14 protein-coding genes are annotated in these 13,435 nt (G+C 60.8%); 13 read left to right on the plus strand and 1 reads right to left on the minus strand.

The annotated features are described in order from the left end of the window. Nucleotides 1-259: 259 nt before the first annotated feature. The 10 genes from ACM6I6_RS07465 to hisC all read left to right on the plus strand — a co-directional run bounded on the left by ACM6I6_RS07465 (nt 260) and on the right by hisC (nt 8,202). The gene (locus ACM6I6_RS07465; RefSeq protein WP_323605555.1) at nt 260-1,069 is read left to right on the plus strand and encodes an ATP-binding cassette domain-containing protein; all 810 of its coding nucleotides are present in this window, start codon (nt 260-262) and stop codon (nt 1,067-1,069) included. Then, nucleotides 1,069-1,866, plus strand: a complete 798-nt coding sequence (gene mlaE / locus ACM6I6_RS07470; protein ID WP_274074006.1) for a lipid asymmetry maintenance ABC transporter permease subunit MlaE — start codon at nt 1,069-1,071, stop codon at nt 1,864-1,866. Before ACM6I6_RS07465 ends, mlaE begins: the two co-directional genes overlap by 1 nt. Beyond that, on the plus strand, nt 1,866-2,333 hold the full coding sequence (gene mlaD / locus ACM6I6_RS07475; RefSeq protein WP_034147091.1) for an outer membrane lipid asymmetry maintenance protein MlaD: 468 nt from the start codon (nt 1,866-1,868) through the stop codon (nt 2,331-2,333). The genes mlaE and mlaD overlap by 1 nt, the downstream gene beginning before the upstream one ends. Nucleotides 2,334-2,344: 11 nt before the next feature. Beyond that, nucleotides 2,345-2,986: a phospholipid-binding protein MlaC gene (locus ACM6I6_RS07480; RefSeq protein WP_274074005.1), complete on the plus strand. Its 642-nt coding sequence runs from the start codon at nt 2,345-2,347 to the stop codon at nt 2,984-2,986. Continuing rightward, nucleotides 2,983-3,288: a lipid asymmetry maintenance protein MlaB gene (locus tag ACM6I6_RS07485; RefSeq protein ID WP_274074004.1), complete on the plus strand. Its 306-nt coding sequence runs from the start codon at nt 2,983-2,985 to the stop codon at nt 3,286-3,288. Before ACM6I6_RS07480 ends, ACM6I6_RS07485 begins: the two co-directional genes overlap by 4 nt. 114 nt (nt 3,289-3,402) lie before the next feature. Beyond that, nucleotides 3,403-3,642, plus strand: a complete 240-nt coding sequence (locus ACM6I6_RS07490) for a BolA family protein (protein ID WP_274074003.1) — start codon at nt 3,403-3,405, stop codon at nt 3,640-3,642. A 22-nt stretch (nt 3,643-3,664) separates the two neighbouring features. Then, nucleotides 3,665-4,930, plus strand: a complete 1,266-nt coding sequence (murA, locus tag ACM6I6_RS07495) for a UDP-N-acetylglucosamine 1-carboxyvinyltransferase (RefSeq protein WP_046820542.1) — start codon at nt 3,665-3,667, stop codon at nt 4,928-4,930. Between the two features lie 129 nt (nt 4,931-5,059). Then, nucleotides 5,060-5,695 carry an ATP phosphoribosyltransferase gene (hisG, locus tag ACM6I6_RS07500; protein WP_008018703.1) on the plus strand — a complete coding sequence of 212 codons (636 nt, stop codon included), beginning with the start codon at nt 5,060-5,062 and terminating at the stop codon, nt 5,693-5,695. Nucleotides 5,696-5,822: 127 nt separating this feature from the next. After that, nucleotides 5,823-7,148 (plus strand): histidinol dehydrogenase, encoded by a 1,326-nt coding sequence (hisD, locus tag ACM6I6_RS07505; RefSeq protein ID WP_274074001.1) that lies wholly within the window; start codon nt 5,823-5,825, stop codon nt 7,146-7,148. A 1-nt stretch (nt 7,149) separates the two neighbouring features. Next, entirely contained in the window at nt 7,150-8,202 is a 1,053-nt protein-coding gene (hisC, locus tag ACM6I6_RS07510; RefSeq protein ID WP_414919684.1) for a histidinol-phosphate transaminase, read from the plus strand. A gap of 105 nt (nt 8,203-8,307) precedes the next feature. On the opposite strand, the gene algW is transcribed toward hisC, so the two are convergent. After that, entirely contained in the window at nt 8,308-9,468 is a 1,161-nt protein-coding gene (gene algW, locus ACM6I6_RS07515) for a Do family serine endopeptidase AlgW (protein WP_274073999.1), read from the minus strand. A gap of 103 nt (nt 9,469-9,571) precedes the next feature. Between algW and ACM6I6_RS07520 the strand changes: the two genes are divergently transcribed. The 3 genes from ACM6I6_RS07520 to cysN all read left to right on the plus strand — a co-directional run bounded on the left by ACM6I6_RS07520 (nt 9,572) and on the right by cysN (nt 13,330). After that, nucleotides 9,572-10,330: a Nif3-like dinuclear metal center hexameric protein gene (locus ACM6I6_RS07520; protein ID WP_274073998.1), complete on the plus strand. Its 759-nt coding sequence runs from the start codon at nt 9,572-9,574 to the stop codon at nt 10,328-10,330. A gap of 174 nt (nt 10,331-10,504) precedes the next feature. Then, nucleotides 10,505-11,422: a sulfate adenylyltransferase subunit CysD gene (cysD, locus tag ACM6I6_RS07525; RefSeq protein ID WP_007970286.1), complete on the plus strand. Its 918-nt coding sequence runs from the start codon at nt 10,505-10,507 to the stop codon at nt 11,420-11,422. 9 nt (nt 11,423-11,431) lie between these two features. Continuing rightward, nucleotides 11,432-13,330: a sulfate adenylyltransferase subunit CysN gene (cysN, locus tag ACM6I6_RS07530; RefSeq protein WP_274073997.1), complete on the plus strand. Its 1,899-nt coding sequence runs from the start codon at nt 11,432-11,434 to the stop codon at nt 13,328-13,330. The last annotated feature ends 105 nt before the right edge of the window (nt 13,331-13,435 follow it).

Genomic DNA, 13,435 nt, shown 5'->3' on the forward strand with positions numbered 1-13,435 from the left:
GATGAAAAGGCGGCGATTATAGCCGGTATGGTTCAAACCCTCACGCAAGTTCGTTGCCCATTGTCATTCATTGTTACCTAATCCCCTCTGGATTGAGCCTTCCTGGCTGTCATGTTGCTGAACATGGCCCGGCATTGGCCTTGGGCGCGTGCCGCTTGCAGTGATATAGTTCGCCGCCAGTTCGGCCCGCCCAGGAGGTAGTGTGCTTTTGTCAGGAAGCCAGGCGTCCGAGTGTGAGGCTGCATCGCAAGGAGTTTAGATGAGCGCCGATAACGCCTACGCGGTCGAGCTGAAGGGACTGACCTTCAAGCGCGGTACGCGCAGCATTTTCAATAACATTGATATCCGCATCCCGCGCGGCAAGGTCACCGGCATCATGGGGCCTTCCGGATGTGGCAAGACCACGCTGTTGCGCCTGATGGGCGCGCAGTTGCGGCCTGCCAGTGGCGAAGTCTGGGTCAATGGCCAGAACCTGCCGACGTTGTCGCGCAGTGATCTGTTCGATGCACGCAAGCACATGGGTGTGCTGTTTCAGAGTGGCGCACTGTTTACCGACCTCGATGTCTTCGAGAACGTCGCCTTCCCGTTGCGCGTTCATACCGGGCTGCCCGAAGAAATGATCCGCGACATCGTCCTGCTCAAATTGCAGGCCGTGGGGTTGCGTGGCGCCATCGACCTGATGCCCGACGAGCTGTCCGGCGGCATGAAACGTCGCGTCGCACTGGCGCGGGCGATTGCGCTCGATCCACAGATTCTCATGTATGACGAGCCTTTTGTCGGCCAGGACCCCATTGCCATGGGCGTGCTGGTGCGTCTGATCCGCTTGCTCAACGATGCGCTGGGCATTACCAGTATCGTGGTGTCCCATGACCTGGCCGAAACCGCCAGCATTGCCGACTACATCTATGTGGTCGGCGATGGCCAGGTATTGGGGCAGGGCACGCCCGACGAACTGATGAACTCGGACGAGCCGCGTATCCGTCAATTCATGACAGGCGAGCCCGACGGTCCGGTCGCCTATCACTTTCCAGCGACGGATTACCGCGCAGATCTTCTGGGGAAGCGTTGATGCGCAAGATTTCACTGTTGGAAAGGGTGCGCCGGTTCGGCCACGCGGGCATCGATGTGCTGGCGGTGTTCGGGCGCTCCTCGATTTTCCTGTTTCATGCACTGCTGGGACGCGGCGGTATCGGTGGCGGGTTTGGCCTGCTGGTCAAGCAACTGCATTCGGTGGGGGTGATGTCCCTGGTGATCATCGTGGTCTCCGGGATATTCATCGGCATGGTGCTGGCGCTCCAGGGCTTCAACATCCTGTCCAGCTACGGTTCGGAGCAGGCGGTGGGGCAGATGGTGGCGCTGACGCTGCTGCGTGAACTGGGGCCGGTGGTCACCGCATTGCTGTTCGCCGGGCGTGCCGGTTCGGCGCTGACGGCGGAAATCGGCAACATGAAGTCCACCGAACAGCTCTCCAGCCTGGAAATGATCGGGGTGGACCCGCTCAAGTACATCATTGCCCCGCGCCTGTGGGCCGGCTTCATTTCCTTGCCGGTGCTGGCGATGATTTTCAGCGTGGTGGGTATCTGGGGCGGTTCCTGGGTGGCCGTCGACTGGCTGGGTGTCTATGACGGCTCCTACTGGGCGAACATGCAGAACAGCGTGACGTTTGCCGACGATGTGCTCAACGGCATCATCAAAAGCATGGTTTTTGCCTTTGTCGTGACCTGGATCGCCGTATTCCAAGGCTATGACTGTGAGCCCACTTCAGAAGGGATCAGTCGTGCCACTACCAAGACCGTGGTGTATGCCTCTTTGGCTGTGCTCGGCCTGGACTTTATTCTGACCGCCTTGATGTTTGGAGATTTCTGATGCAAAACCGCACCCTGGAAATCGGTGTCGGCCTTTTCTTGCTGGCTGGCATCCTGGCTTTGCTGTTGCTGGCGTTGCGGGTCAGTGGCCTGTCCCCGAGCCCGAACACCGAAACCTATAAACTTTATGCGTATTTCGACAATATCGCCGGATTGACTGTCAGAGCCAAGGTGACCATGGCCGGTGTGACCATCGGCAAGGTCACGGCAATCGATCTGGACCGCGACAGTTTCACTGGTCGGGTGACCATGCAGCTGGAGAAGCGTGTAGATAATCTACCGGCAGACTCCACTGCATCTATCCTGACCGCTGGCCTGTTGGGCGAGAAGTACATCGGTATCAGCGTGGGTGGGGAAGAAGCCCTGCTCAAGGATGGCGGGACCATCCATGACACCCAGTCGTCGCTGGTGCTCGAGGACCTGATCGGTAAATTCCTGCTCAATACCGTTAGCAAAGACGCCAAATGAGGAGCTTTTGAATGATCTCTACCTTGCGACGTGGCCTGTTGGTTTTGCTCGCGGCCTTGCCGTTGGTGGCTAACGCCGTGGCGGCGCCTTCCGCGCACGAACTGGTCCAGGACACCACCAACCGGTTGCTGGCCGACCTGGCCGCCAACAAAGAGAAATACAAGCAGGACCCGCAGGACTTCTATGCGGCGCTCAACAGCATTGTCGGCCCGGTGGTGGATGCCGAGGGCATTTCCAAGAGCATCATGACGGTCAAGTACTCGCGCAAAGCCACACCTGCGCAAATGAAGACCTTTGAAGAAAACTTCAAGAAAGGTCTGTTCCAGTTCTATGGCAATGCCCTGCTCGAGTACAACAACCAGGGCATCACCGTTGATCCTGCCAAGGACGAGTCGGGCGAACGTACCAGCGTCGGCATGACGGTCAAGGGCAGCAACGGCGCGATCTATCCTGTGTCCTACACGCTGGAGAAGGTCGGCGGCGAGTGGAAGCTGCGTAACGTCATCATCAACGGCATCAACATTGGCAAGCTGTTCCGTGATCAGTTCGCTGATGCGATGCAGCGCAATGGCAACGACCTGGACAAAACCATCAATGGTTGGGCAGGGGAAGTCGCCAAGGCCAAGGAATCCACCGAGAAACAGACCCAATGAGTGAGTCGGCGGTCCGCATGGACGAGGCCGGCGAGCTGCGGCTCAGCGGTGTGCTGGATTATCGAACCGGTCCGGAACTGCGCCGGCAGGGGCAGTCGCTGATTAACTCCAGCAAGGCCGCGGCCGTGGTGGTCGATTGTTCAGCGGTGGAGAAGTCCAGCAGCGTCGGTCTGTCGTTGCTGTTGTGTTTCATGCGTGATGCCCAGGCGGCCGGCAAGGCGCTGAGCATCCGCGGGATGCCAGAAGATATGCGCGAAATAGCCCAGGTCAGTGAGCTGACCGAGCTGTTGGCGCATCCCTAACCCGCATCTATAAGGAAGCCCCCCGTCAGAGTCCTGCTTCCCGGGGTTCGCAGGCGCGGGGCTTTTTTGTATGATGTCCGACCCGCGCGCACAGGGCGCCGATTGAGGTTGAGCATGCAGGCCAACGAAGTTAAGAGCTTTCTTGAAGGAAAGCTGCCCGGAACGAATGTAGAAGTCGAGGGCGAAGGCTGCAATTTCCAGCTGAACGTGATTAGCGATGAACTGGCGGCGTTGAGCCCGGTGAAGCGTCAGCAGCAGATCTATGCCCATTTGAACCCATGGATCACCGATGGCAGCATCCATGCGGTCACTATGAAATTTTTCAGCAGCGCGGCCTGGGCCGAGCGCACCTGAGCCCAAGGGCGTCGAGATTCTTATGGATAAATTGATTATTACTGGCGGTGCTCGTCTCGATGGCGAAATCCGTATCTCCGGGGCAAAGAACTCGGCACTGCCGATTCTCGCTGCCACCCTGCTGTGCGACGGTCCCGTGACCGTGGCCAACCTGCCGCACCTGCACGACATCACCACCATGATCGAGTTGTTCGGTCGCATGGGCATCGAGCCGGTGATCGACGAGAAGCTGGCCGTTGAAATCGACCCGCGCACCATCAAGACCCTGATCGCTCCGTACGAACTGGTTAAAACCATGCGTGCGTCGATCCTGGTGCTGGGCCCGATGGTTGCCCGCTTCGGTGAAGCCGAAGTCGCGCTGCCTGGCGGTTGCGCCATCGGCTCGCGTCCGGTTGACCTGCACATCCGTGGCCTGGAAGCCATGGGCGCGATCATCGACGTCGAAGGCGGCTACATCAAGGCCAAGGCCCCTGAAGGCGGTCTGCGTGGCGCGCACTTCTTCTTCGACACCGTCAGTGTGACCGGTACCGAAAACATCATGATGGCGGCCGCTTTGGCCAAGGGTCGCAGCGTTCTGGCTAACGCCGCGCGCGAGCCGGAAGTGGTCGACCTGGCGAACTTCCTGAACGCCATGGGTGCCAAGGTTTCCGGTGCTGGCACCGACACCATCACCATCGATGGCGTCGAGCGTCTGCACACCACCACCTACAAGGTGATGCCGGACCGTATCGAAACCGGCACCTACCTGGTGGCCGCGGCCGTGACCGGCGGGCGTGTGAAGGTCAAGGACACCGATCCGACCATCCTCGAAGCCGTGCTGGAAAAACTCCGCGAAGCCGGTGCCGAAATCACCTGCGGCGAAGACTGGATCGAGCTGAACATGCACGGCAAGCGGCCTAAAGCCGTCAACGTGCGCACCGCTCCGTACCCGGCGTTCCCGACCGACATGCAGGCGCAGTTCATCTCCCTCAACGCCATTGCCGAAGGCACGGGCGCCGTGATCGAGACAATCTTCGAAAACCGCTTCATGCACGTGTACGAACTGCACCGCATGGGCGCCAAGATCCAGGTCGAAGGCAACACCGCCATCGTTACCGGTACCGAGAAGCTCAAGGGCGCGCCAGTGATGGCCACCGACCTGCGTGCCTCGGCCAGCCTGGTGATCTCGGCGCTGATCGCCGACGGCGACACCCTGATCGACCGCATCTACCACATAGACCGTGGTTACGAGTGCATCGAAGAGAAACTGCAGATGCTGGGCGCCAAGATCCGCCGCGTTCCGGGCTAGTACCTGCTGCATGGGCACAGGGAAGTGCCCGTTGAATTGTTCAAAGTCGAGGGTGGTCTACACCCTCGATGTATGTCCGGCGCCATTTGCGACCGGGCATGAGTACCTTGATAAGGACTGACGTTTCCCATGTTGACCATCGCACTGTCCAAGGGCCGCATCCTTGACGACACCCTGCCGCTTCTGGCTGAAGCGGGCATCGTGCCGACCGAGAATCCGGACAAGAGCCGCAAGCTGATCATTCCCACGACCCAGGAAGATGTACGCCTGTTGATCGTGCGTGCCACCGACGTGCCGACTTATGTCGAGCATGGTGCCGCCGACCTCGGTGTCGCCGGTAAAGACGTGCTGATGGAATACGGCGGCCAGGGCCTGTACGAGCCGCTGGACCTGCAGATTGCCCAGTGCAAGTTGATGACCGCCGGCAAGGTCGGCGCAGTCGAGCCCAAGGGCCGCCTGCGTATCGCCACCAAGTTCGTCAACGTTGCCAAGCGCTACTACGCCGAGCAGGGCCGTCAGGTCGACATCATCAAGCTCTACGGCTCGATGGAGCTGGCGCCGCTGATCGGCCTGGCCGACAAGATCATCGACGTGGTCGACACCGGTAACACGCTGCGGGCCAACGGCCTGGAGCCACAGGATTTCATCGCGGCCATCAGCTCCCGACTGATCGTCAACAAGGCTTCGATGAAAATGCAGCACGCCCGTATCCAGGCGTTGATCGACACCCTGCGCAAGGCAGTGGAGTCTCGACACCGCGGCTGATTCACCTGCGCGGCCTTGAGTCGCGCCCGTCTATCCGCCTCATAGCCAGAATTCTCAGGTGCCCAAGCGGAAACGACTGCTAAGTTAGGGCGCCTGAGTTTTTTGCCAATCCTATGAGGCTCTCGCTATGACCGCACCGACTGCAATTCGCCGACTCAACGCTGCTGACCCGGATTTCGCGCATCATCTGGATCATCTGCTGAGCTGGGAAAGTGTGTCTGACGACTCGGTCAATCAGCGAGTGCTGGACATCATCAAGGCCGTGCGCGAGCGCGGTGACGCGGCGCTGGTGGACTTCACCCGTCAGTTCGACGGCCTGGACGTGAAGTCCATGGCGGACCTGATCCTGCCGCGAGAGCGTCTGGAACTGGCACTGACGCGCATTACCGTGCCCCAGCGCGAAGCCCTGGAAAAAGCCGCGGCCCGGGTACGCAGCTATCACGAAAAGCAGAAGCAGGACTCCTGGAGCTACACCGAGGCCGATGGCACCGTGCTGGGCCAGAAGGTCACGCCGCTGGATCGCGCCGGCCTGTATGTGCCGGGTGGCAAGGCGTCCTACCCGTCGTCGGTGCTGATGAACGCGATTCCGGCCAAGGTCGCCGGCGTGACCGAAGTGGTCATGGTGGTGCCGACTCCCCGCGGTGAGATCAACGAGCTTGTGCTGGCTGCCGCCTGCATCGCCGGTGTCGACCGTGTATTCACCATCGGTGGTGCCCAGGCGGTGGCCGCGTTGGCCTACGGTACCGAAAGCGTGCCGATGGTCGATAAAGTGGTCGGCCCGGGCAACATCTACGTTGCCACTGCCAAGCGCCACGTATTCGGCCAGGTCGGTATCGACATGATCGCCGGTCCGTCGGAGATCCTCGTGGTGTGTGACGGCAAGACCGATCCGGACTGGATCGCCATGGACCTGTTCTCCCAGGCCGAGCACGATGAAGACGCCCAGGCGATCCTGGTCAGCCCGGATGCCGAGTTCCTCGACCAGGTTGCCGCGAGCATCGCCAAGCTGATGCCGACCATGGAACGCGCCCAGATCATCGAAACCTCGATCAACGGCCGTGGTGCGCTGATCAAGGTGCGCGACATGGAGCAAGCCATCGAAGTGGCCAACCGCATCGCGCCGGAGCACCTGGAGCTGTCGGTTGCCGATCCACAGGCCTGGCTGCCGCAGATTCGCCATGCCGGTGCCATCTTCATGGGCCGTCACACCAGCGAAGCGCTGGGCGACTACTGCGCAGGCCCGAACCATGTGTTGCCGACTTCCGGCACGGCGCGATTCTCGTCGCCGCTGGGTGTGTACGACTTCCAGAAGCGTTCGTCGATCATTTTTTGCTCGGAGCAGGGCGCGTCCGACCTGGGCAAAACCGCTTCCGTGCTGGCCCGTGGCGAGTCGCTGACCGCCCACGCCCGCAGTGCCGAATACCGCATCATCGACGACAAGCAGGGGAACTGAGATGAATAAATTCTGGAGCCCGTTCGTCAAGAACCTGGTGCCGTACGTACCGGGCGAACAGCCAAAACTGGCGAAACTGGTGAAGCTCAACACCAATGAAAACCCGTACGGTCCATCGCCCAAAGCCCTGGCTGCGATGCAGACTGAACTGAATGACAACCTGCGCCTGTACCCGGACCCGAACAGCGATCGGCTGAAAAATGCCGTGGCCCAGTACTACGGCGTGCAGAGCAACCAGGTGTTTCTCGGCAACGGTTCCGACGAAGTCCTGGCGCACATCTTCCACGGCTTGCTGCAGCACGATCAGCCGTTGCTGTTCCCGGATATCAGCTACAGCTTCTACCCGGTCTACTGCGGCTTGTATGGCATCCAGTTCGATGCGGTGCCGCTGGACGAGCAGTTCCAGATCAACCCGGCGGACTACGCCAAACCGAACGGCGGGATTATTTTCCCCAACCCGAACGCACCGACCGGTTGCCTGTTGGCACTCGATGCCATCGAGCAGATCCTCAAGGCCAGCCCGGATTCGGTGGTGGTGGTCGATGAGGCCTACATCGATTTCGGCGGTGAGACGGCGATCAGCCTGGTGGATCGTTACCCGAACCTGCTGGTGACCCAGACCCTGTCCAAGTCGCGCTCGCTGGCCGGTCTGCGGGTCGGCTTGGCGGTGGGGCATCCGGACCTGATCGAGGCGCTGGAGCGGATCAAGAACAGCTTCAACTCCTATCCGCTGGATCGGATGGCGAATGTCGGGGCCGCGGCGGCGTTCGAGGATCGTGAATACTTCGACAAGACTTGCCGCCTGGTGATCGAGAGTCGCGAGAAGGTCGTTGCACAGTTGAAAGCGAAGGGCTTTGAAGTACTGCCATCGGCGGCGAACTTCATTTTCGCCCGTCACCCCCAGCACGATGCAGCAGGCCTGGCGGCCAAACTGCGCGAGCAAGGCGTGATCGTCCGGCACTTCAAGCAGGAGCGGATTGCCCAGTTCCTGCGGATCTCGATCGGTACACCTGAGCAGAATCAGGCACTGATCGACGGCCTCGGCGACCTATAAACCCTGTGGGAGCGAGCTTGCTCGCGAAGGTGTGTCAGCGACATGGGTGTCGACTGACACACCTTCGCGAGCAAGCCCGCTCCCACATTGGTTTTTGTATACGGCTTAGTTTTCTTCTTTCTCTTTGACCGGCGCAGGCGGCGGACGCAAGCCAATCTCAGCCGTTAGCTTCAGTTCCTTGCCATTGCGCATCACCTGGATCGCGACCTTGTCGGTCGGCTTGATCCGCGCCACCTGATTCATCGAGCGACGGCCATCGCCAGCCGGCTCGCCGTCGATGCTGAGGATCACATCGCCCAATTGCAGGCCGGCCTTTTGCGCCGGACCGTCACGGAAAATCCCCGCGACCACGATGCCCGGGCGCCCCGACAGGCCAAACGACTCCGCCAGTTCCTGGGACAACGGCTGCACTTCGATACCGAGCCAGCCGCGAATCACCTGGCCGTGTTCGATGATCGACTTCATCACTTCCATGGCCAGCTTTACCGGAATCGCGAAGCCGATGCCCTGGGAGCCGCCGGACTTGGAGAAAATCGCCGTGTTGATGCCGGTCAGGTTGCCGTTGGCGTCCACCAGCGCACCGCCTGAGTTGCCGGGGTTGATCGCGGCGTCGGTCTGGATGAAGTCTTCGTAGTTGTTCAGGCCCAGCTGATTGCGCCCGGTGGCGCTGATGATGCCCATGGTCACGGTCTGGCCGACGCCGAACGGGTTACCGATGGCCAGGGTCACGTCGCCGATGCGGATGTTGTCGGAGCGGCCCACGGTGATCGACGGCAGGTTCTTCAGGTCGATCTTGAGGACCGCCAGGTCGGTTTCCGGATCGCTGCCGATCACCCTTGCCAGGGTTTCACGGCCGTCCTTGAGCGCCACCACGATCTGATCGGCACCGCTGGTCACGTGGTTGTTGGTGAGGATGTAGCCTTGCGGGCTCATGATCACGCCGGAACCGAGGCTCGACTCCATGCGTTTCTGCTTGGGCGAGTTGTCGCCGAAGAAACGGCGAAACTGCGGGTCCTCGAACAGCGGGTGATTGGGTTTGTTGATGACTTTGGTGGTGTACAGGTTCACCACCGACGGCGCGGCGGTGGTCACCGCGTCGGCATAGGACACCGGACCTTGCTGCATACTGGTGGTTTGCGGGGCTTGTTGCAGGTTGACGTCGAGGCTTGGAAGCCCGACCCACTGCGGGTAACGCTGGATGATTAACAGAGCGACAAGCACGCCGGCCAACAGCGGCCAGCCGGAAAAACGCAGCGCCTTGAGCATTAAGCACGTCCTGAGAGAGTTGCAGGCGGTATGAGACCGCTCATAATGACGCGCATTATACGAGGCCGCGCGTGCCTCTGAACGGGATATTTAGGAGTCTTTTATGGCCGTCGCCCTGAGCACCCTGGTCGAAGAAGCCGACCGTTACCTCGGCAGTTCGAAAATTGCCGATTACTGCCCCAACGGCCTGCAGGTCGAGGGCCGGCCGCAGGTGATGCGCATCGTCAGCGGCGTCACCGCCAGCCAGGCCTTGCTCGATGCTGCGGTGGAGGCCAACGCCGACCTGGTGCTGGTGCATCACGGCTACTTCTGGAAAGGCGAAAACCCGTGCATCACCGGCATGAAGCAGCGCCGCCTGAAGACGCTGCTCAAGCACGATATCAGCCTGCTGTCCTATCACCTGCCGCTGGACCTGCACCCTGACGTTGGCAACAACGTGCAGTTGGCGCGGCAGCTGGACATCACTGTCGAAGGTCCGCTGGACCCGGACAACCTGAAGATCGTCGGCCTGGTCGGTTCGTTGAACGAACCCGTGACGCCCCGGGACTTCGCCCGCCGCGTGCGCGAGGTGATGGGCCGCGAACCTTTGCTGATCGAAGGCGGCAACATGATACGCCGGGTCGGCTGGTGCACCGGTGGCGGTCAGGGCTACATCGATCAGGCGGTGCTGGCGGGTGTCGATCTGTACCTGAGCGGGGAAGCGTCCGAGCAGACCTTCCACAGTGCCCGTGAGAACGACATCAGCTTCATCGCCGCCGGTCACCATGCCACCGAGCGGTATGGCGTGCAGGCGCTGGGTGACTACTTGGCGCGCAGGTTCGCCCTCGAACACATCTTCATCGATTGCCCCAACCCGATCTAAATGTGGGAGCGAGCAAGCCCGCTCCCACAAAGGTCCGAGGCGCCCAAACGGGCGGGCATATTCATATGCTCTTTCGATCTAGTTGGCGTCCTCATTAGAAGGGGGCGCTGTGCTAGGATTCCCCGCTCGAACACGGCCCGCTGGCCGTTCATAAGAAAGATTTCGTGAGTAGCCATGGTCGACAAACTGACGCATCTGAAACAGCTGGAGGCGGAAAGCATCCACATCATCCGCGAGGTGGCCGCCGAGTTCGATAACCCGGTGATGCTGTACTCCATCGGTAAAGACTCCGCCGTGATGCTGCACCTGGCACGCAAGGCCTTCTTCCCAGGCAAGCTGCCGTTCCCGGTGATGCACGTCGACACTCGCTGGAAATTCCAGGAGATGTACGCTTTCCGCGACAAGATGGTTGCCGAGCTGGGCCTGGACCTGATCACCCACGTCAACCCGGATGGCGTGGCGCAGAACATCAACCCGTTCACCCACGGCAGCGCCAAGCACACCGACATCATGAAGACCGAGGGCCTGAAGCAGGCACTGGACAAGCATGGTTTCGACGCCGCCTTCGGTGGTGCCCGTCGCGATGAAGAGAAATCCCGTGCCAAGGAGCGCGTGTATTCGTTCCGCGACAGCAAGCACCGCTGGGACCCGAAGAACCAGCGTCCGGAGCTTTGGAACGTCTACAACGGCAAGGTTAACAAGGGTGAATCCATCCGCGTATTCCCGTTGTCGAACTGGACCGAGCTGGACATCTGGCAGTACATCTACCTGGAAGGCATCCCGATCGTCCCGCTGTACTTCGCCGCCGAGCGTGAAGTCATCGAGAAGAACGGCACCCTGATCATGATCGACGACGAGCGCATCCTCGAACACCTGAGCGATGAAGACAAAGCCCGCATCGTCAAAAAGAAAGTGCGTTTCCGTACCCTAGGTTGCTACCCGTTGACGGGCGCGGTGGAGTCCGAGGCCGAAAGCCTCACGGACATCATTCAGGAAATGCTCCTGACGCGAACTTCCGAGCGCCAGGGCCGTGTCATCGACCACGATGGCGCAGGCTCCATGGAAGACAAAAAACGTCAGGGTTATTTCTAAGGGGTTGTCATGTCGCACGCATCTGATTTGATCAGCGAGGACATCCTCGCTTACCTGGGCCAGCACGAACGTAAAGAGCTGCTGCGCTTTTTGACCTGCGGTAACGTCGACGACGGCAAGAGCACCCTGATCGGGCGCCTGCTGCACGACTCCAAGATGATCTACGAAGATCACCTGGAAGCCATTACCCGCGACTCGAAAAAAGTCGGCACCACCGGTGAAGACATCGACCTGGCGCTGCTGGTCGATGGCCTGCAGGCCGAGCGCGAGCAAGGCATCACCATCGATGTCGCATACCGCTACTTCTCCACCGCCAAGCGCAAATTCATCATCGCCGACACCCCCGGCCATGAGCAGTACACCCGCAACATGGCCACCGGTGCCTCCACCTGTGACCTGGCGATCATCCTGGTCGATGCCCGCTACGGCGTGCAGACCCAGACCCGCCGCCACAGCTTCATCGCCTCGTTGCTGGGCATCAAGCACATCGTCGTCGCCATCAACAAGATGGACCTCAAGGACTTCGACCAGGGCGTGTTCGAGTCGATCAAGGCCGACTACCTGCAGTTCGCCGAAGGCCTGAAGCTCAAGCCGACCAGCATGCACTTCGTGCCGATGTCCGCCTTGAAGGGCGACAACGTGGTGAACAAGTCCGAGCGCTCGCCGTGGTACACCGGCCAGTCGCTGATGGAAATCCTCGAGACCGTGGAAGTGGCGGGCGACCGCAACTTCACCGACCTGCGTTTCCCGGTGCAGTACGTCAACCGTCCGAACCTGAACTTCCGCGGTTTCGCCGGCACCCTGGCCAGCGGCATCGTCAAGAAAGGCGACGAAGTCGTGGTGCTGCCGTCGGGCAAGAGCAGCCGCGTGAAATCCATCGTCACCTTCGAAGGTGAGCTGGAACACGCAGGTCCAGGTCAGGCAGTCACCCTGACCATGGAAGACGAAATCGACATCTCCCGTGGCGACCTGTTGGTTCACGCCGACAACGTGCCGCCGGTGACCGACAGCTTCGAAGCCATGCTCGTATGGATGGCCGAAGAGCCGATGCTGCCGGGCAAGAAATACGACATCAAGCGCGCCACCAGTTACGTGCCGGGCTCCATCGCCAGCATCGTCAACAAGGTCGACGTCAACACCCTGGAAGAAGGCCCGGCCAGCGCGTTGCAGCTGAACGAAATCGGCAAGGTCAAGATCGCGCTCGACGCGCCGATTGCCCTCGACGGTTACGACAGCAACCGCACCACCGGCGCGTTCATCATCATCGACCGCCTGACCAACGGCACTGTCGGCGCCGGCATGATCGTCGCCCAGCCGTTGGCCCATGGCACCAGCACCCACCACGGCAAACTGGCCCACGTTGCCACCGAAGAACGCGCCCAGCGCTTCGGCCAGCAACCGGCCACCGTGTTGTTCAGCGGCTTGTCGGGCGCTGGCAAGAGCACCCTGGCCTATGCGGTTGAGCGCAAGCTGTTCGACCTGGGTCGTGCGGTGTTCGTGCTCGATGGCCAGAACCTGCGTCACGACCTGAACAAAGGTCTGCCACAGGATCGCGCCGGGCGCACCGAGAACTGGCGTCGTGCCGCGCATGTGGCGCGTCAGTTCAACGAAGCCGGCCTGCTGACCCTGGCGGCGTTCGTTGCACCGAGTGCCGAAGGTCGTGAACAGGCGCGGGAACTGATCGGCAAGGAACGTCTGCTGACGGTCTACGTCCAGGCTTCGCCGACGGTCTGCGCCGAGCGTGACCCGCAAGGCCTGTACGCGGCGGCCGGGGATAACATCCCGGGCGAATCCTTCCCGTACGACGTGCCGCTGGATGCCGACCTGGTGATCGACACCCAGTCCGTGTCGCTGGAAGAGGGCGTGAAGCAAGTGCTGGATCTGCTGCGTAAACGCGGCGCGATCTAAGCCTTAGCCAGAAATGAAAAACCCGCCGATGAGTGATCATCGGCGGGTTTTTTATTGAGACCTACTCGGTCAACTGTGGGAGCTAGCCTGCTGGCGATTACGGTG

The sequence above is a fragment of the Pseudomonas sp. IT-P218 genome, assembly GCF_949767605.1.
Classification (GTDB): Bacteria; Pseudomonadota; Gammaproteobacteria; order Pseudomonadales; family Pseudomonadaceae; genus Aquipseudomonas; species Aquipseudomonas putida_AE.

Coding starts and splice junctions, on each gene's coding strand:
- ACM6I6_RS07465 (WP_323605555.1), top strand. CDS start 260: ATGAGCGCCGATAACGCCTACGCGGTCGAGCTGAAGGGACTGACCTTC.
- mlaE (WP_274074006.1), top strand. CDS start 1,069: ATGCGCAAGATTTCACTGTTGGAAAGGGTGCGCCGGTTCGGCCACGCG.
- mlaD (WP_034147091.1), top strand. CDS start 1,866: ATGCAAAACCGCACCCTGGAAATCGGTGTCGGCCTTTTCTTGCTGGCT.
- ACM6I6_RS07480 (WP_274074005.1), top strand. CDS start 2,345: ATGATCTCTACCTTGCGACGTGGCCTGTTGGTTTTGCTCGCGGCCTTG.
- ACM6I6_RS07485 (WP_274074004.1), top strand. CDS start 2,983: ATGAGTGAGTCGGCGGTCCGCATGGACGAGGCCGGCGAGCTGCGGCTC.
- ACM6I6_RS07490 (WP_274074003.1), top strand. CDS start 3,403: ATGCAGGCCAACGAAGTTAAGAGCTTTCTTGAAGGAAAGCTGCCCGGA.
- murA (WP_046820542.1), top strand. CDS start 3,665: ATGGATAAATTGATTATTACTGGCGGTGCTCGTCTCGATGGCGAAATC.
- hisG (WP_008018703.1), top strand. CDS start 5,060: ATGTTGACCATCGCACTGTCCAAGGGCCGCATCCTTGACGACACCCTG.
- hisD (WP_274074001.1), top strand. CDS start 5,823: ATGACCGCACCGACTGCAATTCGCCGACTCAACGCTGCTGACCCGGAT.
- hisC (WP_414919684.1), top strand. CDS start 7,150: ATGAATAAATTCTGGAGCCCGTTCGTCAAGAACCTGGTGCCGTACGTA.
- algW (WP_274073999.1), bottom strand. CDS start 9,468: ATGCTCAAGGCGCTGCGTTTTTCCGGCTGGCCGCTGTTGGCCGGCGTG.
- ACM6I6_RS07520 (WP_274073998.1), top strand. CDS start 9,572: ATGGCCGTCGCCCTGAGCACCCTGGTCGAAGAAGCCGACCGTTACCTC.
- cysD (WP_007970286.1), top strand. CDS start 10,505: ATGGTCGACAAACTGACGCATCTGAAACAGCTGGAGGCGGAAAGCATC.
- cysN (WP_274073997.1), top strand. CDS start 11,432: ATGTCGCACGCATCTGATTTGATCAGCGAGGACATCCTCGCTTACCTG.